A 24,878-nucleotide genomic window follows, 5' to 3' on the forward strand; every position below is an offset into this window, starting at 1 on the left:
GGTAGGGCGGCGCGGCGGCGGGCGAGGGGCGATTGCTGGTGACGGGCGAGGGAAAATCGAAACGGGCGGGGACAACCGTCGAAACGCAGGCGCAAGCGGCCCCCGCGGCGGGCCGAGACGGCCCGCGCTCGCAATGGCGCAGCGGTGGAAGGCGGGGCCGCGGCGGGCGGCGCTCAGGGCCGGCCGGCGACGGCTCCGTGTTCGATCAGGTAGGCGCGCACGCGCGGGTCGGCGGCCTGGTTCAGCGGCGAGCGCCAGCGTCCCAGCCAGCCGTCGGCGACCACGCCGAGGTTGACGTCGGCGCCGTGCGCGACCAGGTACCGCACGGTCTCCAGATGGCCTTCGCGGGCGGCGTTGATCAGCGGGGTCTCGTCGTAGGTCACCACCCGGTTGACGTCGGCGCCGGCCAGGACCAGCCGCGCGACGATCGGCTGGGCGCCGAGCTCGGCCGCCACGATCAGAGGATTGCCTTCGCCGAGCGCGGCCCGGTCCGGGTCGGCGCCGAGCGCCAGCAGCGCGTCGACGGTGGCGAGGTTGCGCGCGCGCACCGCTTCGATCAGCGCGGTGCCGTCGCCGATCACCCGCGCGTCGATGTCGGCGCCGGCGCGCACCAGCCGCCGCGCCTCGGCGCTGTCGCCGCGGCGCGCGGCGGCGAGCAGGGCGACCACGTCGGCGCGGGGTTCGGCGGTGGGCGCGGGCAGCGCCAGGCGCGGGGCGCCGGCGATGCACAGGCCGGCGAACGCGGCCAGCGCCGCCGCGCATCCGCCGGCGGCGAGGCGGCGGCGACCGGGCGCGCCGGCGGGGAAGGCGGCGAGCAGGCCGTCGATGCGCTGGGCCAGGTGGCTGCGCCGTTGCAGCATCGCCACCGCCAGCGGTTCGGGCCGTTCGCCGAGTTCCAGCAGGACCTCGGCGCTGTCGATCAGCGAGCCGGCGAAGTACACGCCCGAGCCGCCCGCGGCGGCGCGCGCGTCGCAGGCCATCTCGCGGGCCAGGTCCAGGCGCGATTGCAGCGCGCCGAGGAACGGGTTCCACCAGAAGGCCGCGCGCGCCAGCTGTACCGCCGCCGCCGACCACAGGTCGCCGCGGCGGATGTGGGCGAATTCGTGGCGCAGGATGTCGCGCAGCGCGTCGGCCTCGAGGCGCTCGCTCAACGGCCGTGGCAGCAGCACGGTGGGGCGCAGCAGGCCGACCACCATCGGGCCGTCGACCGCGGTGGTGGCGATGCGCGTGCGCGGCGGCAGCTCGCGCGCCAGCAGCGCTTCCAGCGCCGGCGCCGGCCGCGCGCCGCGGCGCAGGCGGGGCGCGTGGCGCGCGCCTTCGACCAAGCGCATCAGCTGCCACAACGCGCCCAGCGCCCAGGCCAGCGCCAGCGCGCCGGGCAGCGAACGCGGGATCTCCAGGTACAGCATGTCCGCGCGCTGGCCGGCGTTGTAGATCGCCTCGTCCGGCGCCGGACCTTCCTCGGGATGCGGCGAGAGGCTGTGCGCGGGCGCGCCGAACACCGGCGAGGGCGCGCCCGGCAGCAGGCTCGCCAGCGGCGCCAGGGCCGCCAGCGCGAACAGCGCCAGCAGCAGCCACGAGCGCAGTTCCGCATCGAGCGCGCGCAGCCGCGCGAACGCGATAGCCATGGCCAGCAACACCGCCGCTTGCAGCAAGTGCAGGCCGATCAGCGTCGGCACGGCGCGGATCAGCGATTCGGACAGGGTCTCCATCAGCCGTTCCCCCGCTGCTTGGCCGCCTCGACCTTGGCCCGCAAGGCCTTGAGCTCGTCGCGTCCGACCTCGTCCTGGTCGAGCAGGTGCTGCGCCAGCAGGTTCGGCGAGCCCTCGAAGAAGCGCAGCAGCAACTGGTCCAGGGCCTGCCGGCGCGCCTGCTCGCGGCTGATCGCGGCGCGGTAGACGAAGGCGCGGCCTTCCTGGCGATGGGTCACGAAGCCCTTCTTGGCCAGCACGTTGAACGTGGTCAGCACGGTCGTGTAGGCGACCGGCTTGTGCTGCGAGAGCGCGTCGGCGACCTCGCGCACCGAGGCTTCGCCGCGGTCCCACAGCACTTCCAGGATCGCCTGTTCGGAGGGGGTCGGGGTGGGAGAGGAGGGACGGGCCATGGCGATCTACCGGTGAAAGGACGGCGGCGGGCGTGCCCGGACCACGGCTTGCCCGGACTGCGACGGGTTCGAAACAACAAGTTCGAACTACAACGGGTTCGTTAGTAGAGACATCGGAGCACGCCGCTTCCGGGACTGTCAACTATCGAATTAGTAGCCGTGCCGCGACCGCCGCCGCGGGCTGAACGCGAAGCGCGGCCGCGGCCCGGGCCAGGCGTCCACGGCGGGCTCGGCCCCGGCCCGCTATACTCCCAGGCAGGCGCGGCCAAACGCTGCGCCGGGCCCAGCAGATTCAATCGCTTGCCCGCACTGCCTAACCTAATTTCCACGGCCGCGTCCGCCGTCCAGAGGCCCCAACGCCGCATGCGTCTGTCCACGATCAAGCTGTCCGGTTTCAAGTCCTTCGTCGACCCGACCACGCTGCACCTGCCCACCAACATGACCGGCGTCGTCGGTCCCAACGGCTGCGGCAAGTCGAACATCATCGACGCGGTGCGCTGGGTGATGGGCGAGAGCTCGGCCAGCCGGCTGCGCGGCGACTCGCTGACCGACGTGATCTTCGCCGGTTCCTCGGCGCGCAAGCCGGTGTCGCAAGCGATGGTCGAACTGATCTTCGACAACTCCGACCACACCATCACCGGCGAGTACGGCGCGTTCAACGAGATTTCGGTCAAGCGCACGGTCAGTCGCGACAGCGTCAACCAGTACTACCTCAACGGCGCCAAGTGCCGCCGCCGCGACATCACCGACCTGTTCCTCGGCACCGGCCTGGGGCCGCGCAGCTACTCGATCATCGAGCAGGGCATGATTTCGCAGGTCATCGAGGCCAAGCCCGAGGAACTGCGCGTCTACCTGGAAGAAGCCGCCGGCATCTCCAAGTACAAGGAACGGCGCAAGGAAACCGAGACCCGCATCCGCCACACCCGCGAGAACCTCGACCGCTTGAACGACCTGCGCGAGGAAGTCGGCAAGCAGCTCGAACACTTGCGCCGGCAGGCGCGCCAGGCCGAGCAGTACCAGGCGATCCAGGCCGAGCGCAAGGTCAAGGACGTGGAGTGGAAGGCGCTGGAATACCGCGCCCTCGATCAGAAGTTGCAGGCCCAGCGCGAGAAACTCTCGCAGCAGGAAACCCGCCTGCAGCAGCTCATCGCCGAACAGCGCGAGGCCGAGCGCGAACTGGAAACCGGGCGGGTGCGCCGCGAGGAAGCGGCCGAGGCCTTGAACAAGGCGCAGGCCGCCAGCTACGAAGTCGGCGGCGCGCTGGCGCGGATCGAACAGCAGATCCAGCACCAGCGCGACCTGTCCGGGCGCCTGCGCAAGGCGCGCGAGGAGGCGCTGGCGCAGTTGGAGGAGATCGGCGAGCACATCGGCAGCGACCAGGCGCGCCTGGACGTGCTGATGGCCGCGGTCGCCGACGCCGAGCCGCGCCTGGAGGCGCTGCGCGAAGACGACGAAGCCCGCCAGGACGCGCTGCGCGACGCCGAGGCCAAGCTGCAGGACTGGCAGCAGCGCTGGGACGGCCACAGCCGCGAGCAGTCCGAAGCCGCGCGCGCGGCCGAAGTCGAGCGTACCCGGATCGAAGGCCTGGACCGCCAGACCCTCGACGCCGACCGCCGCCGCGAAGCGCTGGCGAGCGAGCGCTCCGGCCTCGACGTCGCCGCCCTGGCCGCGGCGTTCGAACAATTGCAGAGCCAGCACGACCTGCAGAAGGAATCGCTGGACAGCCTCACCGAAGAACTGGAAAACCGTAAGGGCTCGCTCGCCGACCTGCAGGAACAGCAGCGTTCGACCCAGAACCAGCTGGCCGAGGTGCGCAAGCAGGCGCAAACCTCGCGCGGCCGCCTGTCGTCGCTGGAAACCCTGCAACACGCCGCGCTCGGCCAGGAGCAGGGCGCGGCGCTGAGCTGGCTCAAGGCGCGCGGGCTGGATTCGGCCCAGCGCGTCGGCGAAGCGTTGAGCGTGGAGGCGGGCTGGGAGAACGCGGTGGAAAGCGCGCTCGGCCAGCTCATCGAGGGCGTGCTGGTGGAGGCGCCCGAAGCGCTGGTCGACGCCATCGGCGAACTCGGTGAGGGCCGCCTGACGCTGGTCTCGCCCGAACGCGACGGCGCGACCTATGCGCCGACCTCGCTGGCGTCGAAGGTGCAGGGTCCGGCCGCGATCCGGCGCCTGCTCGCGCGCCTGCACGGTGCCGACGACCTCGCCGCGGCGCGCGCGCTGGTCGCGCAACTGGGCCCCGAGGACACCGTCATCACCCGCAACGGCGAGCGCCTCGGCGCCGGCTGGCTGCGGGTGCTGCGCTCCGGCGCGGCCAAGCAGGGCGCCTTGCTGCGCGAGCGCGAGATCCAGACCCTGCGCGCGCAGATCGAAGAGCTGCAGGAGCGCGAGCGCGAACTCGAGCAGGCCCAGATCCAGTTGCGCGACCGCGCCCTGGCCGCCGAGCAGCACCGCGAAGACGCGCAGCGCTCGCTGTACATGGCCCACCGCAGCGTGTCCGAGCTGGCCGGCCAGTTGCAGAGCCACCAGGGCCGGCTCGATCAGGCGCGCAACCGCATCGACAGGATCGACGCCGACCTGGAACAACTGCTGATCGCGCTCGACGCCGGCAACGAACAGGCGCGCGAGGCGCGCCTGCGCCAGGAAACGGCGGTGGAGCGCATGGGCGAGCTGGAAGACCAGCGCCAGCGCCTGGAGGCCGAGCGCAGCCGCCTGTTCGAGGCGCGCGATTCGGCGCGGACCATGGCGCGCGAGTCGCGCGACGCGTCCCACGCCCTGGTGCTGAGCCTGGAAACCCAGCGCGCGCAGATCGCCGGCCTGGCCCAGACCCTGCAGCGCATGGGCGGCCAGCGCGGCCAGCTCGACACCCGCCTGGGCGAACTCACCGCCCAGCTCAGCGACGGCGACCAGCCGGTGCAGGACCTCGAACAGCAGCGCCAAGTCGCGCTGGAGCAGCGGGTGATCGCCGAGCAGGACCTGACCGGCGCGCGCAGCGCGCTGGACGGGATCGACAACGACCTGCGCAAGTTCGAGCAGACCCGCCAGCAGCGCGACGAACAGGCGCTGCAACAGCGCGAGGCCATCGGCCAGCGGCGGCTGGAACAGCAGGCGCTGGTGCTCAAGGCCGAGACCCTGACCGAAGCCATCGCCGAAGCCGGCGCGGTGCTGCAGGACGTGGTCAACGCGCTCGAGGAAGACGCCGATCCGCAGACCTGGGAACGCGCCGTCGCCGACCTCGACAACAAGCTGCGCCGGCTCGAACCGGTCAACCTGGCGGCGATCGCCGAGCACGCCGAGGCCGCGCAGCGCAAGGATTACCTCGACGCGCAGAACACCGACCTGACCACCGCGCTGGAGACCCTGGAAGAGGCGATCCGCAAGATCGACCGCGAGACCCGCGGCCGTTTCAAGGACACCTTCGACCGGGTCAATTCCGGCGTGCAGGAGTTGTACCCGCGCCTGTTCGGCGGCGGCCACGCCTATCTGGAACTCACCGGCGAGGACCTGCTCGACACCGGCGTGGCGATCATGGCGCGGCCGCCGGGCAAGCGCGTGTCCAACATCTCGCTGCTGTCCGGCGGCGAGAAGGCGATGACCGCGGTGGCGCTGGTGTTCGCGATCTTCCGCTTGAACCCGGCGCCGTTCTGCCTGCTCGACGAGGTCGACGCGCCGCTCGACGAAGCCAACGTCGGCCGCTTCACCGCGATGGTCAGCGAGATGAGCGAGCAGGTACAGTTCCTGTTCGTGAGCCACAACAAGGCGACGATGGAAGCCGCGCAGCAGCTGTCGGGCGTGACCATGCGCGAGCCGGGCGTGAGCCGGCTGGTGTCGGTCGACCTGGCCGAGGCGACGCGCCTGGCCGGCGCCGCGTAAGTTCGCCGCGCTCGCCGGCACCGGGCATGGAGAATCGCGAGTCGTTCGAGCGGCACCGACGCGTCTTAACGATTCTCTATCTCTCGATTCGCGATTCCCGTACAAGATCAACCCAGGATCGGAACGCCGACTAGAGAATCGAACGACCGCATCGCGCTCCGACGATTCCCGATTCCCCACTTCCGATTTCCAGCACCAAAAGGAGCAACCGAATGTCCGACGTGACCCTGATGAGGATCGGCATCCTGATCGCCGGCCTGATCCTGATCGTCGCGATCGTGTTCTTCGGCCGACCGCGCAAGAGCGGCCAAGGCAAGCGCATCGCCCGCGAGGACGAGGCGCGCGGCGGCGAGCGCAAGCCGGCGGCGCGCCAGGAGCCGAGCCTGGGCGAGCAGATCGAGAACGAACTGGGCGCGGGCGGCCAGCCGGTCGGCGAGGCCACCAGCCAGGCCGAACTGGAGCTGTTCGACCGCACCCTGGAAGGCGGCGCCAACGCCGCAACCAGCGAGCTGGGCCGGCGCGTCAGCGACGAGTTCGACAAGATCGTGACCCTGTACCTGGCCGCGCGCGCGGGCCAGAAGCTGCACGGCCCGGACATCGTGGTCGCGGCCGAGAAGGCCGGCCTGGTCTACGGCCACATGGGCGTCTACCACCGCCTGGTCGAGGGCCATCCCGAGCGCGGCCCGGTGTTCAGCGTGGCCAACATCATGAAGCCCGGCAGCTTCGACATGGCCCAGATCCAGGCGCTGGAGACCCCGGCGATCGCGTTCTTCCTGACCCTGCCGGCGCCGGTGCCGGCGCTCGACGCCTGGGAAACCATGCTGCCGACCGCCCAGCGCATGGCCGAACTGCTCGACGCGGTGGTCCTGGACGAACAGCGCAACGCCCTGGGCCGCCAGCGCATCGCCCACTTGCGCGACGAGTTGCGCGCCTACGACCGCCAGCGCGAAGCGCCGCCGCTGAGCAAGCCGACGCGTTGGTGAGCCTGACGCCCCGCTTCGGCGGGGCGTCGTCGTTCTGGCCGTAGCCCTTTGTAGGAGCGGCGCGAGCCGCGACTGCGCCAACGCAACCACGTCGAATCTTCGCCATCGCCGTCCTGGCCGAGCATCGGGCTTCCGGCTTGCGCCGTAATCGGGTTGGCGCAGTCGCGGCTCGCGCCGCTCCTACAGGGGCTCCAGGCCGCGACATCGCATCACGGGCGACTTCGATCATCCACAATTGTGCGATTCCCGTTCAAAATGCCGCCATCGCCGCGCCAGGACGCCGACCCGTGACCCCGAACAACACCGCGGACCAAGCCGCGCAGCGCGCCGCCGAACTGCGCGCCCAGCTCGAAGACGCCAACTACCGCTACTACGTCCTCGACGACCCGACCCTGGCCGACGCCGACTACGACCGCCTGCTGCGCGAACTCGAGGCGCTAGAGGCCGCGCATCCGGCGCTGGCCTCGACCGATTCGCCGACCCAGCGCGTGGGCAGCTCGCCCTCGGGCCAGTTCGCGCAGGTCCGCCACGCGGTGCCGATGCTGTCGCTGGGCAACGCCTTCAGCGACGAGGAGGTCGCCGACTTCGTGCGCCGGATCGCCGAGCGGCTGGACCGCGACGATCCCGAGTTCTCGGTCGAACCCAAGCTCGACGGCCTGGCGATCAGCCTGCGCTACGAGCACGGCGCCTTCGTCCAGGGCGCGACCCGCGGCGACGGCGCCACCGGCGAGGACGTCACCGCCAACCTGCGCACGGTCAAGGCCATTCCGATGAAGCTGCGCGGCGGCGACTGGCCGGCGCTGCTGGAAGTGCGCGGCGAGGTGTACATGCCGCTGGCCGCGTTCAAGGCCTACAACGAGAAGGCCATCGCCGAGGGCGGCAAGGTCCTGGCCAATCCGCGCAACGGCGCGGCCGGCTCGCTGCGCCAGCTCGATCCGCGCATCACCGCACAGCGGCCGTTGGCGTTCTACGCCTACGCCGTCGGCGTGGTCGCCGAGGATTACGCGTTGCCGGCCAGCCACTCGGCCACGCTGAAGCGACTGCGCGAGTGGGGCTTCCCGGTCAGCGCCGAAAGCGGCGTGGTCGCCGGCACCGACGGCCTGCTCGGCTACTACCGCCAGATGGGCGCCAAGCGCGATTCGCTGCCGTTCGACATCGACGGCGTGGTCTACAAGCTCGACGACTACGCCGGCCAGCGCGAGATGGGCTTCGTCTCGCGCGCGCCGCGTTGGGCGATCGCGCACAAGTTCCCGGCGCAGGAGCAGACCACGGTGCTGGAAGGCATCGACATCCAGATCGGCCGCACCGGCGCGGCCACGCCGGTGGCGCGGCTCAAGCCGGTGCAGGTGGCCGGCGTGGTGGTCACCAACGCGACCCTGCACAACGCCGACCAGATCTCGCGCCTGGACGTGCGCATCGGCGATACGGTGATCGTGCGCCGCGCCGGCGACGTGATTCCCGAAGTGGCGCGGGTGGTGCCCGAGTACCGCGCGCCCGACGCGCCGCAGTGGCGCATGCCCGAGCGCTGCCCGGTGTGCGGCTCGGAGATCCTGCGCGAAGAGGACGGGGTGGTGTGGCGCTGCTCCGGCGGCCTCACCTGCGCCGCGCAGCGCAAGCAGGCGGTCGGCCACTTCGCCTCGCGCCGGGCGATGGACATCGAAGGCCTGGGCGATCGCTACATCGAGGACCTGTCGGACCTGGGCTATGTGCAGTCGGTCGCCGACCTGTACAAGCTCGCACTCGACGATCTGCTGGAAATGAAGCGCCGCGCCGACGAGCGCGACGGCACCACCCCCGAAACGGTCAAGGCCGGCAAGGTCGCGACCAAATGGGCCGAGAACCTGATCGAGGCCATCGACCGCAGCCGCGACACCACGCTGGAGCGGTTCCTGTTCGCGCTCGGCATCCAGCACGTCGGCGAAAGCACGGCCAAGGCGCTGTCGGCGTGGCTGGGCGACCTGGCGCTGATCCGGCGCCTGCCGTGGCCGGTGTTCAAGCGCCTGCCCGACGTCGGCGGCGAAGTCGCGCGCGCGCTCGGCCACTTTTTCGACCAGCCCGGCAACCAGCAGGTGATCGACGACCTGCTCGCGCGCGGCGTGCGCGCCGGCGAGCCGCATCCGCCTTCGGCCAAGCTGCGCGACGGCCTCAATCTTGCGACGCTGCTGGTCGACATGGAGATTCCCAAGGTCACCAAGATCCGCGCCGACCAACTCGCCGCCGCGTTCGACGACGCGCAGAAACTGCTCGACGCGCCGGAGCACGCCTACGTCACCGCGGGCCTGCCGGCGGAAAGCGCGCAGGCGCTGGCCTCGTGGTTGAGCGTGGACGAGAACGCGCAGTTGCTGACCCGGGTCGGCGAGGCGCTGGCGCGGCTGGACGCGCTGACGCCGGCGGCGTCGGCCGCGCCCGCGGCGGGCGGGCCGCTGGACGGCAAGACCGCGGTGCTGACCGGCGGCCTGGACGCGATGAGCCGCGACGAAGCCAAGGAGCGCCTGGAAAAGCTCGGCGCCAAGGTCTCCGGCAGCGTGTCCAAGAAGACCGGTTTCGTCGTCGCCGGCAGCGATGCCGGTTCCAAGCTGGCCAAGGCGCAGGAACTCGGCGTCGAGGTGTGGGACGAGGCGAAGCTGCTGGCGTTCCTGGCCGAACACGAATGAGCGCGGCGACGGCGGATGCGGGCTGGCGGCCGTCGGCCGGATTCGAAGCGCTGCGCCTGCGCGCGCGCCTGAACGCATCGGTGCGCGCGTTCTTCGCCGAGCGCGGCGCGACCGAGGTGGAAACCCCGGTGCTGTCGCGCGCCGGCAACACCGACCCGAACATCGCTTCGTTCGCACTGGAATTCAGCGGACGCACCGACGGCGCGCCGCGCACGCGCTGGCTGCGCACCTCGCCGGAGTTCCCGCTCAAGCGCCTGATCGCCGCCGGTTTCGGCGATTGCTACGAACTCGGCCGGGTGTTCCGCGACGGCGAGGCCGGCGGCCGCCACAACCCCGAATTCACCATGCTCGAATGGTATCGGCTCGGCTGGGACCATCGCCGCCTGATCGGCGAAACCGCCGCGCTGGTGCGCGCGGCGCTGGCCCTGGTCGGGCGCGAGGCGTCGCTGCGCGAGGTCGCGTATCGCGACTTGTATCGCGAGCGCCTCGGCCTGGATCCGTTCACCGCCGACGAGGCGCAACTGCGCGCCGCGCTCGGCGACGTGGTGATCGATCCGGACGGGTTGAACCGCGACGACTGGCTCGACCTGTTGATGACCCATCGCCTGCAGCCGCAGTTCGGCCGCGACGAGATGCTCGCCGTGCGCGATTACCCGGCCTCGCAATGCGCGTTGGCGCGGGTGCGCCAGGACGGCGACGGCTTCGCCGTGGCCGAGCGCTTCGAGTTGTATCTGGGATCGCTGGAGTTGGCCAACGGCTATCACGAGCTGGCCGATGCGGCCGAGCAGGGCGCGCGTTTCGATCGCGATCGCGGCGTGCGCGCGCAGCGCGGCGCCGCGTCGCCGCCGCGCGACGAGGCCTTGCTGGCGGCGCTCGCGTCCGGTTTTCCCGATTGCGCCGGCGTCGCCCTGGGCATGGATCGGCTGCTGATGGTGATGCTCGATACCGCGCGCATCGCCGACGTGCTGGCGTTCGACTTCACGCTCGCTTGACCGCAGTGAACGCTGCGCCTGCCTGGATCGGCCGGGTGGGGGTTTTTCGTTGCAAGTTCACGGTTCGCGGTTAGAGTGATGGCACCAGTCGCAGGGGGCCATGCATGGGTAGTCTGAAAGCCGCGATTCGCCTGTGCGCGTTGACCGCTGCGGCGGGCGCCAGCGCGGCCTTCGCGGTGCCGGCAACGGCCGAGCCCGCGGGCGAGCGGCTGTACGGCGGCAACCTGTTGCGTTGCGCTTCCGAAAGCGAGGAGACCGTGCGTTGCCCGGCCGATACCCGCGGCGGCGTGCGTCTGGTCCGGCGCACTTCGGGCAAGCCTTGCGTGGAAGGCACCAGTTGGGGCGCCGATCGCGGCGGCGTGTGGGTGGCGCAAGGTTGCGCGGCCGATTTCCTGCTCGGTCGCGGCGGCAGCGGCGCCGACAGCACCCGCGGCGCGCGCGTGATCAAGTGTGAGTCGCTCGGCGGGCGCTGGAACCATTGCCCGGCGCGCAGCGAGGACGGCGTGGCCCTGGCCCAGCAACTGTCCAAGCAACCCTGCCTGCGCAACCAGACCTGGGGTACCGACCGCAGCGGCGTGTGGGTCGCCGGCGGTTGCCGCGGCGAATTCCGCCTGCTCGGCGCGCAGCCCGAGGACCAACCCGCGGCGGCGGCGGCGACCGACGACGGCCGCAAGCTGATCAAGTGCGAATCCCTCGACCGCCGCGCGCGCCGCTGCGATGGCGACACCGGCTCGGGTGTGCGCATGGTCAAGCAATTGTCCAAGACCGAATGCGTGGAAGGCCGCAGCTGGGGCTTCGATGCGCATGGCGTGTGGGTCGAAGGCGGTTGCCGCGCCGAGTTCGAGCTGGACTATCGCGGCAACGGCGGCGGCTGATCCGGCGGCTGCGCGAGTCCGCCGCGCGCGCAAGTCTGCGCAATGGGGCCGGATCGGTTGCTGCGCGGCGACTGTCGATAGGTCGTAAGTCATGCGACAAACGGCGGAGGCGGTCGCATGTAATCGTTTAACAATAAGCACGCGATGAATGCTTCTTGGGCATTCGCAGTCGACTTCGTCCGCGACGCGAAATCTTGAACTGGCGTTAAGCGGGCAACGCTAGAGTCCTCCGCAAAACCGATCACGACAAGGAGCCCGAACATGTCCGCACGCATGCTTTCCACCGCCGGCCTGACCCTCGCCCTCGGCCTGGGCGCCGCGGGCGCTGCCCAGGCCGCGCCGCAATACAACGACTACGGTGGCGACGGCGGTTCGATCCGTTGCGAATCCGACAGCGGCCGCTACCGCCGCTGCAACGCCGACACCCGCGGCGGCGTGCGCCTGTCGCGCCAGCTGTCGAGCTCCTCGTGCATCCAGGGCCGCAGCTGGGGCTACGACCGCAACGGCGTGTGGGTGTCCGAGGGCTGCCGCGCCGAGTTCGATCTGGGCCGCGGCGGCGGTTGGGGCGGCGGCAACAACGGCGGTTGGAACGGCGGCAGCGGCGGCGACGTGGTGCGCTGCGAATCCGACGGCGGCCGCATGCGCACCTGCCCGATCAACGGCAACCGCGCGCGCCTGCAGCGCCAGCTGTCGAGCTCCTCGTGCATCGAGGGCCAGAGCTGGGGCTCGCGCCAGGGCGAGGTGTGGGTCAGCAACGGCTGCCGCGCCGAGTTCGTGGCCGGCCGCGGCGGCTGGGGCGGCAACGGCAACGGCGGCTGGAACGGCAACAACGGCGGCGGCTGGGGCCGCGGCCAGGAAATCAGCTGCGATTCCAACAACAACCGCCAGCAGCGCTGCAACGTGACCATCCGTCGCGACGCGCGACTGATCCGCCAGAGCTCGGGTTCGCCGTGCATCGAGGGCCAGACCTGGGGCTGGGACCGCAACGGCGTGTGGGTGTCCAACGGTTGCCGCGGGCGGTTCCAGGTCAACTGATCGGCGCGCGGAACGAATCGATCCAGACAACGCCCCGGCTGCAAGGCCGGGGCGTGTTCATTGGGGGATTCTCGTATCGGATCGAACGGCGTCGGGCCTGAAGGCCCTCCCACAAAAGCCCGGCCCAGCGCCGGGCCGTCGCTCTTGTGGGAGGGCCTTCAGGCCCGACGCTGTTGTTCCAGACGGCGGCAACGCCCGAAGTTTCGAGACCGACACACGCATCCGCTAAACTTGCCACCATGAACGACGCCATCGATTTCGACCGCTACGACCGCATCCGCCCGATCCGCTGGACTGGGCAGGCCCTGGAGTTGCTCGACCAGCGCAAGCTGCCGTTCGCGGTGGAGTACGTGAGTTGCGCCGACAGCGACGAAGTCGCCGCGGCGATCCACGCGCTGACCGTGCGCGGCGCCCCGGCCATCGGCATCGCCGCGGCCTGGGGCGCGGTGTTGGCCGCGCGCGCGGTCGAGGCGGCCGACGGCGCGCAGGCGCTGGCGGCGATCGAGCCGGCGCTGCAGCGGCTCAATGCCGCGCGCCCGACAGCGGTCAACCTGGCCTGGGCGCTGGCGCGCATGCGCCGCGCGCTGGACGGGGCCGGCGCCGATTGGCGCGAGGTGCTGGAACGCGAGGCCCAGGCCATCGCCGAGGAAGACCTGGCCGCCAACCGCCGCATGGGCGCGCTCGGCGCGGCCCTGATCGAACCCGGCCGCGGCGTGCTGACCCACTGCAACACCGGCTCGCTGGCCACCGCCGGCTTCGGCACCGCGCTCGGCGTGATCCGCGCCGGCGTCGCCCAGGGCCGGATCGAGCGCGTGTTCGCCGGCGAGACCCGGCCGTGGCTGCAGGGCGCGCGCCTGACCGTGTGGGAACTGGAGCAGGACGGCATCGCCCCGACCCTGATCGCCGATTCGGCCGCCTCGCACTTGATGAAGAGCGGGCAGGTGGGTTGGGTGATCGTCGGCGCCGACCGCATCTGCGCCAACGGCGACACCGCCAACAAGATCGGCACTTACCAGCTCGCCATCGCCGCGCGCCACCACGGGGTCAAGTTCATGGTGGTGGCGCCGTCCTCGACCGTGGACATGGCCACCGCCTCCGGCGAGCTGATCGAGATCGAGGAACGCGACCCGGCCGAACTGTTCGCCGTCGGCGGCGCGCGCACCGCGGCCGAGCGGGTCGGGGCCTGGAATCCGGTGTTCGACGTGACCCCGCACGAATTGATCGACGCCATCGTCACCGAGCGCGGGGTGATCGAACGCCCGGATGCGGCGGCGATGCGCGAGGCGTTTTCCGCCGGCTGATGCCCGCGCGCCGACGGCGCGCCGGACGCGCGCCAGCTCTGCGTTTCCAAGGAGCAGGACGATGCCCGACCACCCCGAGCTGCAGCTGCCCGCGCTGATCGCGATCGATCACGACGACTACCACGCCGAACACGTCGGCCGGCTCGCCGACGGACGCCAGTTCTTCCTGACCACGCCCTTCGCCGGCGCGCTGCAGGGCGCGGCCGGCAACGAGTTCGTCGCGCTGTACCTGTTCGACGCCGCCGGCGCGCTGTTGGAGGCGCGCATCGACGAGTTCGGGCCGCGCGCGGGGATGGACCGCGAGGCGCGCAACCGGGTCTACGAGCAGCGCCTGGCCGAGCTCGGCGAGATCGAATTCGACCGCATCGAGATCGCGCCGTTCGCGCTGACGCGCTTCGGCGTCGAGTTCGGCCTGATCCCGAACTGGCCGGAAGACGAGGGCGAGCCGCTCTCGATCAGCCTGCAGCCGGGCGATTACATGGCCTTCTTTGAGCCCTGGGATAGCGGCGACTACGACACCTGAGCCCCTTTCCCCGGGCGCCTGGACGCGCCGCGCGCGGGCGCCGCGGGAGCGGGTCGCGACAGCGGGCGAGGGCGCGCGATCGGGATCGGAAAGCGGCTTTTGCCGCGCCCGCGGCGGACGCCGCGGGCCGCGCGCGCGCAAGGCCCGCCGCGGATGTTGCAGCGCAGCTGAAAAACTTCGCCAAGTGCTTGTTTCTGCGTGGGAATCGGGCCCATGCGAAAGCGGTTTTGTGCTATAGTCGCGTGTCTCTTTGATGCCGCCCCTAGCGAGCTGCAGGACAGGCCCGCCGGGCTCGTGTTTCCGGTAGGTTTGTCGTGTCGGTTCTGTCGTCGTTCCCGCGGGAACGGCGGCCCCGTTCGCGCGGGGGCGTCCGAATCACTGTACGCAGCAACGGAACCCTGATGGCCGAACTCGCCAAGGAAATCATCCAGGTCAATCTCGAGGACGAGATGCGCCGCAGCTACCTCGATTACGCGATGAGCGTGATCGTGGGGCGCGCGCTCCCCGACGTCCGCGACGGCCTCAAGCCTGTGCACCGCCGCGTCCTGTACGCGATGAACGAGCTCGGCACCCACGCCAACAAGCCGCACGTCAAGTCCGCGCGCATCGTCGGCGACGTCATCGGTAAGTACCACCCGCACGGCGACCAGTCGGTGTACGACACCCTGGTGCGCATGGCCCAGCCGTTCTCGCTGCGCTACCTGCTGGTCGACGGCCAGGGCAACTTCGGCTCGGTCGACGGCGACGACGCCGCGGCGATGCGATACACCGAGGCGCGCATGACGCGCCTGACCCACGAACTGCTCGCCGACATCGACAAGGAAACCGTCGATTTCCAGCCCAACTACGACGAGAAGGAACTCGAGCCGACGGTGCTGCCCACGCGGGTGCCGCACCTGCTGGTCAACGGTTCGGCTGGCATCGCGGTCGGCATGGCGACCAACATCCCGCCGCACAACCTCACCGAGGTCGTCAACGCGGTGATCGCCCTGATCGACGAGCCTGAGATCGACGTCGACGGGCTGATGGCCTACATCCCGGGCCCGGACTTCCCGACCGCGGGCATCATCAACGGCACCGCCGGCATCGTCGCCGCCTACCGCACCGGCCGCGGCCGGGTGCGCATGCGCGCGCGCGCCGAGATCGAGGTCAACCAGGACACCGGCCGCGAGGCGATCGTCGTCACCGAGATCCCGTACCAGGTCAACAAGGCGCGGCTGATCGAGAAGATCGCCGAGCTGGTCAAGGAAAAGCGCCTGGAAGGCATCAGCGAGCTGCGCGACGAGTCCGACAAGGACGGCATGCGCATCTTCATCGAAGTCAAGCGCGGCGAAGCGGCCGAAGTGGTGCTCAACAACCTCTATCAGCAGACGCAGATGGAGTCGGTGTTCGGCATCAACATGGTCGCCCTGGTCGACGGCCGGCCGCAGCTGCTGACGCTCAAGCAGGTGCTGGAAGCGTTCGTGCGCCACCGCCGCGAGGTGGTGACCCGCCGCACGATCTTCGAACTGCGCAAGGCGCGCCAGCGCGCGCACATCCTGGAAGGCCTGACGGTCGCGCTCGCCAACATCGACGAGATGATCGAGCTGATCAAGACCTCGGCGAACCCGAACGAAGCGCGCGAGCGCATGCTGGCCAAGACCTGGGAACCGGGCCTGGTCGGCGCGCTGCTGCAGGCCGCCGGCGCCGAGGCCTCGCGTCCGGAAGACCTGCCGGCCGGCGTGGGCCTGCACGACGGCCGCTACCAGCTGACCGAGGTCCAGGCCAACCAGATCCTGGAAATGCGCCTGCACCGCCTGACCGGCCTGGAGCAGGAAAAGCTCACCGAGGAATACCGCCAGCTGCTCGAGGCGATCCGCGGCCTGATCGAGATCCTGGAAAATCCCGACGTGCTGCTCGAGGTGATCCGCACCGAACTGCGCAACCTCAAGGAAGAGTTCGGCGACGAGCGCCGCAGCGAGATCCGCGCCAGCGAGGAAGACCTCGACATCCTCGACCTGATCGCGCCGGAAGACGTGGTGGTGACGCTCTCGCACGCCGGCTACGCCAAGCGCCAGCCGGTCAGCGCGTATCGAGCGCAGAAGCGCGGCGGCAAGGGCCGCAACGCGGCCGCGACCAAGGACGAGGACTTCATCGACAAGTTGTGGCTGGTCAACACCCACGACACCTTGCTGACCTTCACCAGCACCGGCCGGGTGTTCTGGCTGCCGGTGCACCAGCTGCCCGAAGCCGGCCCGAACGCGCGCGGCCGCCCGATCATCAACTGGCTGGCGCTGGAAGCCGGCGAGCAGGTGCAGGCGGTGCTGCCGGTGCGCGAGTACGACGAGGACCACTTCGTGTTCTTCGCCACCCGCAACGGCCGGGTCAAGAAGACTCCGCTGACCGAGTTCGCGTTCAAGCTGGCGCGCGGCAAGATCGCGATCAACCTCGACGACAGCGACGCGCTGGTCGACGTGGCCCTGACCAACGGCGAGTGCGACGTGATGCTGTTCGCCTCCAACGGCCGCGCGGCGCGCTTCGCCGAGTCGACCGTGCGGCCGATGGGCCGCACCGCCAGCGGCGTGCGCGGCATGCGCCTGCTCGCGGCCTCGGCGGCGGAAACCGAGGGCGAGGACGCGGCGGCGGCCGAGGGCGATGCCGACGCGACCGATGCGCCGAACGACAGCGGCACCTACGTGGTGAGCCTGGTCGTGGTCGAAGGCGACGGCGACATCCTCACCGCCAGCGAGCGCGGCTACGGCAAGCGCACGCCGGTCGGCGACTACCCGCGCAAGGGCCGCGGCACCCAGGGCGTGATCGCGCTCAAGACCAACGAGCGCAACGGCGCCCTGGTCGGCGCGATCCAGCTCAGCGACCACCACGAGGTGCTGATGATCTCCGACGGCGGCACCCTGGTGCGCACGCGTGCGGCGGAGATCTCGCAGGTCGGCCGCAACACCCAGGGCGTGACCCTGATGCGCCTGTCCGAAGGCGAGACCCTGCAGACCATCGAGCGCGTGGACGCCTCGCTGGACGAGGAGGACGGCGAGGGCGAGGCCAGCGCCGCGCCGGTCGCCGACCCGGCGGGCGAACGCCCGGCAGGCGAAGGCACGGCGGAAACGCCGGCAGCGCAGGACTGAGCGCCGGCCGCTTCGGCGGCCGCGCCCGGTTGGAGAAAACGCCGCCTTCGGGCGGCGTTTTCTTTGGGCCGGCGCCCAGGGTCGCCTGGCGCGGCTGGCGAAAGGTGTCGACCGAACCGGGCGCCGCAGCGGCTGCCGCAACGGCGGCGCGAGGGCGTCCGCCAAACGGCGACCGAATCGGTGGTCTGACCGGCGGCCGGATCGGCTCGTTGAGACCGCGTGTCGAAACTGCGAGTCGAAACCACGCATCGAGATCGCATGTCGAAACCGCCTAGGCTGGTTCGTCGTACCGGTAAGCGGCCCGGTCCGCCCCAGTCGATGCTGGCGGGGCGAGGCCATGCTGCAGCGCACGAACGGCTGCGCAGTATCGGCACGAGCGATGGGTCGCGGGCTGCGATTGCGGCGCCGTCGAAGCCGGTGCTAGCGTGCCCCGGCTTCGCCGTCGCGCGTCCGTCCGCGGCGTTCCTGTGCTTTCCCGCCTGCCCTGGAGTCCGCCCATGAACACTTCCGCGCTGTGCCTGCTGACCTCGCTCGCCTTGTTCGCCGGCGCCGCCGCCGCCGCGCCGGCGACCTACAGGATCGACCCCAGCCACACCTATCCCAGCTTCGAAGCCGACCACATGGGCGGCCTGTCGAAGTGGCGCGGCAAGTTCAACCAGTCCGCGGGCCGCATCGTCCTCGACAGGCAGGCCGGCACCGGCTCGGTGGAGGTCGCGATCGACGTCGCCAGCGTCGATTTCGGCATGGACGCGATGAACGGGGAAGCCAAGAAGGCGACGCTGTTCGACGTCGCCCAGTTTCCGACCGCGACCTACAAGGGCAAGCTCGCCGGCTTCAAGCACGGCAAGCCGGACAAGGTCGTGGGCGAACTGACCCTGCACGGCGTGACCCGGCCGCTGGACCTGGACATCGCCCAGTTCAAGTGCATGCCGCACCCGGTATACAAGCGCGAGGTCTGCGGCGCCGACGCCGGCGCGAGCTTCCAGCGCGACCGGTTCGGCATCAGCGCGGGCAAGGACTACGGTTTCGACATGACGGTGAACCTGCGCATCCAGGTCGAGGCGATCGTCGAGGAAAGCGCTGCGGCGACGTGAACGGCGATGCCGGTGCGTACGTTCGTGCGCGAGCGCGGATGACAAAGCGCACTGGGATGCGCCGCGCGCAAGCCCGACAGTCGGTACCGCGCCGCCGCGATGCCGACGGTAGGAGCGGCGCGAGCCGCGACCGCGAATTCGCGAGTGCGGTGTAGGTTTCGTCGTGATTGAAAATTCGCGGTCGCGGCTTGCGCCGCTCCTACAGGGGCAAGCCGGCGGCCGTTGACGGCAGCGAACGCCGCACTGCAGTCGCCGCGGCGCGAAGCGATTTTCCCATCCAGGGCCCGGAGCCCGCAGGAGGACGCATGAGCTACGTAGACGGTTTCGTACTGGCCATTCCCAAGGACAATCTCGCCGCATACCGCAAGATGGCGCGCAAGGCCGGCAAGATCTGGATGGAGCACGGCGCGGTGGCGTACTGGGAAACCATCGAGGACGACGTCAAACCCGGCAAGCTGACCTCGTTTCCGCAGGCGGTCAAGCTCAAGCCCGGCGAGGTGGTCGCGTTCTCGTGGATCGTCTACAAGTCGCGCAAGCAGCGCGACAAGATCAACGCGAAGGTGATGAGCGATCCGCGCCTGCAGATGGACATGGCCAACGCGCCGTTCGATGCCAAGCGCATGATCTTCGGCGGCTTCAAGCCGTTGGTGGTGCTGTAGGCCGCGATGCCGTGCGAACCTCCGCGCCGGAGCGGTCCGGCTCGGCGGCGCAGCTGCGTGCAGCCTGGGCTGGGGCGCGATTACTGTAGCGTTTCGTCCATCCACTCAATTGATCCTGACCGCGTTGAGCGACCTTGGCGCGCCAACTCGCATCGATGTTCGAACGAATGGAGAAGTGCTCGTCGTTCTGTCACCTAGCGTGCAAGTCGCATGGCTAACGCTGCACAGCATCAACTGCTGCATGGACACCTAAGGAACAATGACGCTAGGCGATGCGGGAGTACGCGAGATCGGCCGGCAACCGCGGGTGCAGCGGTGGTCAAGAAAGGAAAGGCCCCGTTGCCGGGGCCTTAAAGGTAGCTGGAAGGGGTTTGCGGAACTTCGAGTTAATTGAAACATCATTAGACGGCTGGCTCCGGAGACCGGAGGGCGCGCGGCCTTCTGAGTCGGTCCATTGCCCGGCGCTAAATTAGCCAAGCTCAGAAATTAATGATCTTGCAGCAGTCAACGCCTCCAGAAATGCATCCAAAGGAAGTGCGAGAGGCGTTTCGGCTGTCGAAAATCTAGATGGTATGACTAGCTCGCCCCCGTCTAGGCCATTATCTTTATTTAGTTGGGCAACGGGATTTCCCTGGTAGCGAATTTCTACCGTCATTCCATCATAGTCCAGGTCGCTAAAAGGCGCCACTTCAAACCCTGATGATAGGATATTTATCATTTTCGTGTCTCATTCAATAAATCCAGCGAATCGGCCATTTGCATCATATCTTGCCTCTCTGCCATCAGGGGTGCGCACGCCGACCCCGCCACGCCCTAATGGGGTAAAAATCGCATTGGGGTGGGTAAGAATGTCCTCTACCTGAAACTGCCCTGCGGCATTTTTCTGCGCAGGTCCGCCCCTTACAGCAGGAAATGGAGAGCTGTCACTGCGCTGGCCGGAACCATGTTTGTCAAGCGCACGCCCCGCTCGAGTTAGCCCGTCTCGGTCTGGGGCGGCAGCAGCTCGAGCCATGGCATCAACATTGTATTCGCCCGTCGCGCGCCTTAAAATTTCGCGGTTAAGTTGATCGCTAGTCTGTTTATTGTTGGGCGGGCAGCTATTTGGCCAAAGTGATTGATGAGCTGCTCTGGTCTCATACAAAGTCCCATTGAGTGAATTCAATTCTTGCCGGGTAACACTGCTTCCTCTGGGGCCAGTCGATTTAAATCTGAAAGTCGGATTGAGAGTTCGAATCTGGTTGATTGTGGCCACGGCTTGAGTGCTAACTGGATCAAATCGTGCCGTGTATCCTCCATTGCCAGTGCTTCGGACCCGAACACGCAAGCCGTCAGGATCGATAGCATTAGTTGGCGTGGAACTACTGTAGCCATAAGTTGAAATTCCGCCATCGAGACCCGTCGGATCGCTCTGGATATAACGGCCAGTGGCCGGATCGTAATCGCGGAAGTAGTTGTAGATCAGCCCACTGACCGCCTCAAATCGCTGCCCCGGAAACCGCATATCGAACACGAACTTCGTACCGTCCAGATCCGGATCTTCATTCGGCGGCGTGTTAGCGAACACCTCGCTCTTGATGTTCCACGTCCACACCGCCTTGTTGCGCACCGGATCAACCACGATCCGCGGCGTGCCCAGATGATCGGGCTCGACGTAGTACAGCTTCTGCGCCGTGCCGGAGCCCTGGATCACGCCGACCGGTAGCTCGTCCATCCAAACGACTTGCTGCAGCGCCGCGCCGGCGTTGTCGTACTCGCCCAACCAGCTGCCATCCTCGGCGTACAGCGAATGCCGGATGCTGGTGTCGTTGTAGCGGCGCACCTGCTGGCCTAGCCCGTTGTAGGCGTAGTTCATCTTCACCGCGCCGTCGACCTTGAACTGCGCGAGGCGACCCAGGTCGTTGTAGACGTATTGCTTCGCCGTGCCGCCGACGCTGGTGGTGTTGCCGGCTGCGTCGTAGCTGCGCGCGATGCCGGCGACGCTTTGCAGGCGGTGGCTGGTGTTCGGGAAGGCATAGGCCTGCGCGGCGCTCGCTCCGCTCTTGAAGCTGGTGCGGTTGCCGGTGGCGTCGTAGCCGTAGGTCTCCAGCGGGGTCGCGGTGGGGCCATCCTGGGTTTGGGTCAGGCGGTCGAGCCGGTCGTACTCGTAGCGCGCCAGGATCGCGGATTGGTTCTGGGTGCTGAATCGGCTGACGTTGCCGACTTCATTGCGGGTCAGGTGCAGCGACAGGCCGTCCGGGGCGGAACCGACCAGACGCGAGATGTCGTAATTGCGGTCGACGTTGCGCGTCATCGGCTGGCTGTTGCCGTATGCCCAGCCGGCCGCTGGACCATACGCGGCGTAGCCTACGGCGGTCAGCAGGATTTCGCGCGACGCTCCCGGACGGGTCACGCCGATCTGGGTGATTCGGCCATGGCTGCCGCGCACGTAGTCGGCAACGCTCCCGTCCGGATAGGTCACCGATTTCAGCGTGCCGGCCGCGGTGTAGGCGTAGCGAAGGGTCAGCACGGGCCCGGTGGTGACCACGATCTTGCGCACCATGCGGCCGAAGCGGTCGTAGCAATAGCGCAAGGCGCCGCCGGTGCCGACGGACTGGCTCAGCCGCCCCTTGGAAAAGGTCTCTCCGGCCGGGCAGCCGGACGCGACCGTGTCGTAAGTGTAGCTCGTGCCCAGCACGGCGGTGGGGTAAGCACGCTGGGTCAGGCGGCCCAATGCGTCGTAGCTGTAGGTTGTCGTGATATTGCGCGCGTCGGTCCGGGTCTTGGTCTGGCCCGACGCATCGTAGGTGTAGCCGGTCACGCCGGTGTCGGGGCTGGTCAGCTGAGTCAACTCACCGAACCCGTTGCGCGCGTAGACCGTGGACAGGCCCTTCGGGTCGATCACCTTCGTCACTTGATCGAGTGCGTCGTACTCGATCTTGGTTTCCGCGTTGATCCGGCCGGTGCCGACGTCCTGCAAGGTTTTGACCAATCGCCCAAGCGGGTCGTAGTCCTGGTCGGTCACGCGGCCGAGCGCGTCGGTGGTCGTGTCCGGATGACCCTCGGCATCGTAGGTGTAGCCGGTCGCGTGGCTCAGGCCGTCTTTGTAGGTCTGCACTTGCCCCAGGACGTTGAGCACCCGCGACAGCGTCGCCTGCACGGTGCCGGCGCTGTTCTTGGTGTCTTCGACCTTGCGGTTGCCCGCCAAGTCCAGCGTGTACTGCACCGTCGCGCCGGAGCGGTCGGTCACGCCGGTCAGCCGCTGCGCGTTGTCGTAGGCGAAGGTCGTGAAGTTCCCATCCGCAAGCGTGACCTGCTTGGTCAGGCCAGTGGGGAAATACTCGATCTTGGTGACCAGGTCGTCCGTCTCGACCGCGTTGTCGGTACCACGCACCTTGCTGGCCGTCAGCCAGCCGCGGGTGTTGTACTCGGAGTCGGTGACCACGCCGTTGGGATCGACCACCGACAACACCCGGCCCTGCGCATCGTAGCCGGAGATTTCGGTGACCAGGCCGGCCGCATCGATGGTCTTGCGCAGGTCGCCCTTGCGGAAGGTGCACAGCGCCGGTGTGGTCGCGCAGGTGCTGTCGTCGCTGCCGTAGTACTCGAACTTGGTGATGTCGTTGACGTCGCTGCGCGGGCCATCCACCGACTTCAGCAGGCCCAGGATCGGACAGGTGCTGTTGGCGGCGACGACATCGGCGGCTTCGCAGTAGGCGTAGGCGGTGGTGCGAGTCACATTGGCGACGGTGTCGCGCACGGCCACGCTGATCGGCTGCAGGCGGGCGTTGCGGGCGATCCGGGTCTCCTGGTTGCCGACGGTCGAGCGGATCAGGCGGTTGCTGGCGACATCGGTCGTCGCGGTGCTGACCCGCTGCTCGGGCTTGCCGACGGCCTCGGTCGTCGTGACGGTGCGCGCGAGCGCGCCGGTGACCGCGTCGTTGGCTTCGGCGTAGGCGAACTCCGACTTGATGCCCTTGCGGTCGGTCAGGCTGGCCGGGCGGCCACGGAAGTCGGTGGACTCGGCGTTGTACATATTCTTGACCGTGCCATTCTCGTCCACGATGTCGCCGAACCGGCGCGGCAACACGCCGGTGCCGCTGGTCAGGCCATAGGTCGTCTTCTGGCCCAGCGAGTCGGTCACCTCGGTTCCGCCTTCGGGGCGGTAGGCCAGCGTGATCTTGTCGGCGCCGCCGTCGTGCTGGCTGGTGATCACCCGCCCCTTGGCGTCGTAGGCGAAGGTGCTGTAGCGCTTGTTGTCTTCGTGGGTCACGCCGGTCAGGTGGCGCGGGAAGCGGCTGTCTTCGTAGTGGTACTTGCGCTGGCCGCCGCCGGGAAACGCCGCGGTTTCGACTTGGCGCCCCGGCGTATAGGTGTAGCTGGCCAGGGTTGTGTCCGCCGACGTGATCGAGGAGATCGGCGCATCGCCGGAGTTGCCGGCGTAGTTGAACTTCACCGACCGGCCGGTCGAGTGCGTCACCGAGTCCAGACGGTCGTATGCGCCATAGACATAGGTCAGCTTGGTTCCGTCCTCGGCCTGCTGCTCCACCAGACGGCCTTGGCTGTCGAACACCAAGACCTCGTCTGGGCGATGCAGCAGCCATTGCGAACCCGAGGCGACGATCCGGTCGCCGCTGCTGTCGGCGGCAACGAAGGCGTTGCCTACCTTGGCGAAGCGGACCTGGTAGCCGTTGCCGCCGCTGAGCCCGAGCGTATCGGCCGAGATACTCAGGCGCAGGTCCAGCGAATGGGTCCAGCCCGGACCGAAGCTGCCGGAACGCACGGCGATGCCGGAATGGTAGCTGCGCGTGAGGGATATCCAGCCCAGGTCGAAGTCGGTCTGGTTCTCGATCTTCTCGCCGGTCTTGACGTTGCAAGGATTACCGCGGTGACCGCCGCACTCGAGGATCTTGTCGGTGCTGATCGCCGCGACGAAGTCCTCGTTCACGCAGGCGCCGCGCTGGTTGCTCCAATTCGTGTAAGGAATCGGGCATTGCATGCGCCGCGTGCGAGACATTTCCTGCGTCGTTACTTGGTCCTTAACGCAAGGAGCGGTGCTACTCCCGTCGCCTCGGAAATGCTCGACGCCATAGGCGCGGCTCTCCAGCATTCCTGCGAACTGCGGATCTGGCGCGGCCCAGTTTCCTGTCGGCGTCGCCTTGGCCGTCGCCGGACACGCGGGCGACTGCTCATTGAAGATCGCTTCCAACTCGGCGACAGCGAGCGCTTCGCTTGAATGGCTTGTGCCGGAGCCGACCGCGACGTCGTAACGCCAGTCGGGGTCCAACGGTTCCGTCAGCCCCATCCAGTAGACGATCGTGCCCTTGCCGTCGGCGCGCAGCAGGTTGTCCTTGACGACCGTGAGGTACGGGTACGGATTCGGGCCGGGCTCGTTGTAAGGCAGCGCCTTGATCGCGTCGGCGGCCTGCTGATAAGTGTTGTGAAACTGGGCTTGGCCGGTGGGGACGATGATCTTCCACGCGACCTGGCTTTCCTGCGCGCTGGCGAGGGGAGCGAAGATCGCTGCGGAGCAGACCAGGACAAGCTTCGATAACCAAGACTTGGCGTAGCGGCTGGATTTCCGCTGCGCGTAAAGCATCCCTGTGTGCATGTTCGAACCCGAGAACTGGGGGCTGCGGCGCCGACGGCTGTCGCCTGAGCGCCGGGGCTGTCGTCGTTGACCGCCCGCCGACATT

Annotated in this window: 15 protein-coding genes; 11 read left to right on the forward strand and 4 right to left on the reverse strand. The window is 68.8% G+C overall.

Annotated elements, in window-relative coordinates:
- Window positions 1-173 precede the first annotated feature (173 nt).
- On the reverse strand, window positions 174-1,712 hold the full coding sequence (locus RDV84_RS18605) for a M56 family metallopeptidase (RefSeq protein ID WP_309151172.1): 1,539 nt from the start codon (window positions 1,710-1,712) through the stop codon (window positions 174-176).
- On the reverse strand, window positions 1,712-2,104 hold the full coding sequence (locus RDV84_RS18610) for a BlaI/MecI/CopY family transcriptional regulator (RefSeq protein ID WP_057947792.1): 393 nt from the start codon (window positions 2,102-2,104) through the stop codon (window positions 1,712-1,714). The genes RDV84_RS18605 and RDV84_RS18610 overlap by 1 nt, the downstream gene beginning before the upstream one ends.
- Before the next feature lie 363 nt (window positions 2,105-2,467).
- On the opposite strand from RDV84_RS18610, the gene smc reads away from it, so the two are divergent.
- The 6 genes from smc (at window position 2,468) to RDV84_RS18640 (ending at window position 12,510) form a co-directional block, all read left to right on the forward strand.
- On the forward strand, window positions 2,468-5,971 hold the full coding sequence (gene smc / locus RDV84_RS18615) for a chromosome segregation protein SMC (protein WP_309151173.1): 3,504 nt from the start codon (window positions 2,468-2,470) through the stop codon (window positions 5,969-5,971).
- A 212-nt stretch (window positions 5,972-6,183) separates the two neighbouring features.
- Complete coding sequence (gene zipA / locus RDV84_RS18620; protein ID WP_250450092.1) at window positions 6,184-6,954, forward strand: cell division protein ZipA; 771 nt, start codon at window positions 6,184-6,186, stop codon at window positions 6,952-6,954.
- Between the two features lie 287 nt (window positions 6,955-7,241).
- A complete protein-coding gene (gene ligA, locus RDV84_RS18625) occupies window positions 7,242-9,608 on the forward strand; it encodes an NAD-dependent DNA ligase LigA (protein ID WP_309151174.1) in 2,367 nt (788 codons plus the stop codon).
- On the forward strand, window positions 9,605-10,600 hold the full coding sequence (gene epmA / locus RDV84_RS18630) for an EF-P lysine aminoacylase EpmA (RefSeq protein ID WP_309151175.1): 996 nt from the start codon (window positions 9,605-9,607) through the stop codon (window positions 10,598-10,600). The genes ligA and epmA overlap by 4 nt, the downstream gene beginning before the upstream one ends.
- A 104-nt stretch (window positions 10,601-10,704) precedes the next feature.
- Window positions 10,705-11,475: a DUF3011 domain-containing protein gene (locus tag RDV84_RS18635; protein WP_309151176.1), complete on the forward strand. Its 771-nt coding sequence runs from the start codon at window positions 10,705-10,707 to the stop codon at window positions 11,473-11,475.
- A 261-nt stretch (window positions 11,476-11,736) separates the two neighbouring features.
- Window positions 11,737-12,510 (forward strand): DUF3011 domain-containing protein, encoded by a 774-nt coding sequence (locus tag RDV84_RS18640; RefSeq protein ID WP_309151177.1) that lies wholly within the window; start codon window positions 11,737-11,739, stop codon window positions 12,508-12,510.
- On the opposite strand, the gene RDV84_RS26845 is transcribed toward RDV84_RS18640, so the two are convergent.
- The gene (locus tag RDV84_RS26845; protein WP_425608178.1) at window positions 12,503-12,763 is read right to left on the reverse strand and encodes a DUF6053 domain-containing protein; all 261 of its coding nucleotides are present in this window, start codon (window positions 12,761-12,763) and stop codon (window positions 12,503-12,505) included. The two genes, RDV84_RS18640 and RDV84_RS26845, sit on opposite strands and share 8 nt — an antisense overlap.
- On the opposite strand from RDV84_RS26845, the gene mtnA reads away from it, so the two are divergent.
- From mtnA to RDV84_RS18665, 5 genes are all read left to right on the forward strand, one after another.
- A complete protein-coding gene (gene mtnA / locus RDV84_RS18645; protein WP_309151178.1) occupies window positions 12,750-13,811 on the forward strand; it encodes an S-methyl-5-thioribose-1-phosphate isomerase in 1,062 nt (353 codons plus the stop codon). The genes RDV84_RS26845 and mtnA overlap by 14 nt on opposite strands.
- A 61-nt stretch (window positions 13,812-13,872) precedes the next feature.
- Complete coding sequence (locus RDV84_RS18650; RefSeq protein WP_309151179.1) at window positions 13,873-14,334, forward strand: hypothetical protein; 462 nt, start codon at window positions 13,873-13,875, stop codon at window positions 14,332-14,334.
- A gap of 401 nt (window positions 14,335-14,735) precedes the next feature.
- Entirely contained in the window at window positions 14,736-17,453 is a 2,718-nt protein-coding gene (gyrA, locus tag RDV84_RS18655; protein WP_309151180.1) for a DNA gyrase subunit A, read from the forward strand.
- Window positions 17,454-17,950: 497 nt separating this feature from the next.
- Window positions 17,951-18,547: a YceI family protein gene (locus RDV84_RS18660; protein ID WP_309151181.1), complete on the forward strand. Its 597-nt coding sequence runs from the start codon at window positions 17,951-17,953 to the stop codon at window positions 18,545-18,547.
- A 305-nt stretch (window positions 18,548-18,852) separates the two neighbouring features.
- The gene (locus RDV84_RS18665; protein ID WP_123648332.1) at window positions 18,853-19,206 is read left to right on the forward strand and encodes a DUF1428 domain-containing protein; all 354 of its coding nucleotides are present in this window, start codon (window positions 18,853-18,855) and stop codon (window positions 19,204-19,206) included.
- 727 nt (window positions 19,207-19,933) lie between these two features.
- Here RDV84_RS18665 and RDV84_RS18670 read toward each other — a convergent pair.
- Window positions 19,934-24,781: an RHS repeat-associated core domain-containing protein gene (locus RDV84_RS18670; RefSeq protein WP_309151182.1), complete on the reverse strand. Its 4,848-nt coding sequence runs from the start codon at window positions 24,779-24,781 to the stop codon at window positions 19,934-19,936.
- Window positions 24,782-24,878: the final 97 nt, after the last annotated feature.

The sequence above is a fragment of the Lysobacter yananisis genome (assembly GCF_031199375.1).
Taxonomy (GTDB): Bacteria; Pseudomonadota; Gammaproteobacteria; order Xanthomonadales; family Xanthomonadaceae; genus Lysobacter; species Lysobacter yananisis.

Bases quoted from the DNA above. Each gene is read 5' to 3' on its own strand.
- RDV84_RS18665 (WP_123648332.1), top strand. From the start codon at position 18,853: ATGAGCTACGTAGACGGTTTCGTACTGGCCATTCCCAAGGACAATCTC.
- RDV84_RS26845 (WP_425608178.1), bottom strand. From the start codon at position 12,763: ATGGCGTCGTTCATGGTGGCAAGTTTAGCGGATGCGTGTGTCGGTCTC.
- smc (WP_309151173.1), top strand. From the start codon at position 2,468: ATGCGTCTGTCCACGATCAAGCTGTCCGGTTTCAAGTCCTTCGTCGAC.
- RDV84_RS18670 (WP_309151182.1), bottom strand. From the start codon at position 24,781: ATGCTTTACGCGCAGCGGAAATCCAGCCGCTACGCCAAGTCTTGGTTA.
- RDV84_RS18650 (WP_309151179.1), top strand. From the start codon at position 13,873: ATGCCCGACCACCCCGAGCTGCAGCTGCCCGCGCTGATCGCGATCGAT.
- RDV84_RS18635 (WP_309151176.1), top strand. From the start codon at position 10,705: ATGGGTAGTCTGAAAGCCGCGATTCGCCTGTGCGCGTTGACCGCTGCG.
- zipA (WP_250450092.1), top strand. From the start codon at position 6,184: ATGTCCGACGTGACCCTGATGAGGATCGGCATCCTGATCGCCGGCCTG.
- RDV84_RS18660 (WP_309151181.1), top strand. From the start codon at position 17,951: ATGAACACTTCCGCGCTGTGCCTGCTGACCTCGCTCGCCTTGTTCGCC.
- gyrA (WP_309151180.1), top strand. From the start codon at position 14,736: ATGGCCGAACTCGCCAAGGAAATCATCCAGGTCAATCTCGAGGACGAG.
- RDV84_RS18605 (WP_309151172.1), bottom strand. From the start codon at position 1,712: ATGGAGACCCTGTCCGAATCGCTGATCCGCGCCGTGCCGACGCTGATC.
- epmA (WP_309151175.1), top strand. From the start codon at position 9,605: ATGAGCGCGGCGACGGCGGATGCGGGCTGGCGGCCGTCGGCCGGATTC.
- mtnA (WP_309151178.1), top strand. From the start codon at position 12,750: ATGAACGACGCCATCGATTTCGACCGCTACGACCGCATCCGCCCGATC.
- RDV84_RS18610 (WP_057947792.1), bottom strand. From the start codon at position 2,104: ATGGCCCGTCCCTCCTCTCCCACCCCGACCCCCTCCGAACAGGCGATC.
- RDV84_RS18640 (WP_309151177.1), top strand. From the start codon at position 11,737: ATGTCCGCACGCATGCTTTCCACCGCCGGCCTGACCCTCGCCCTCGGC.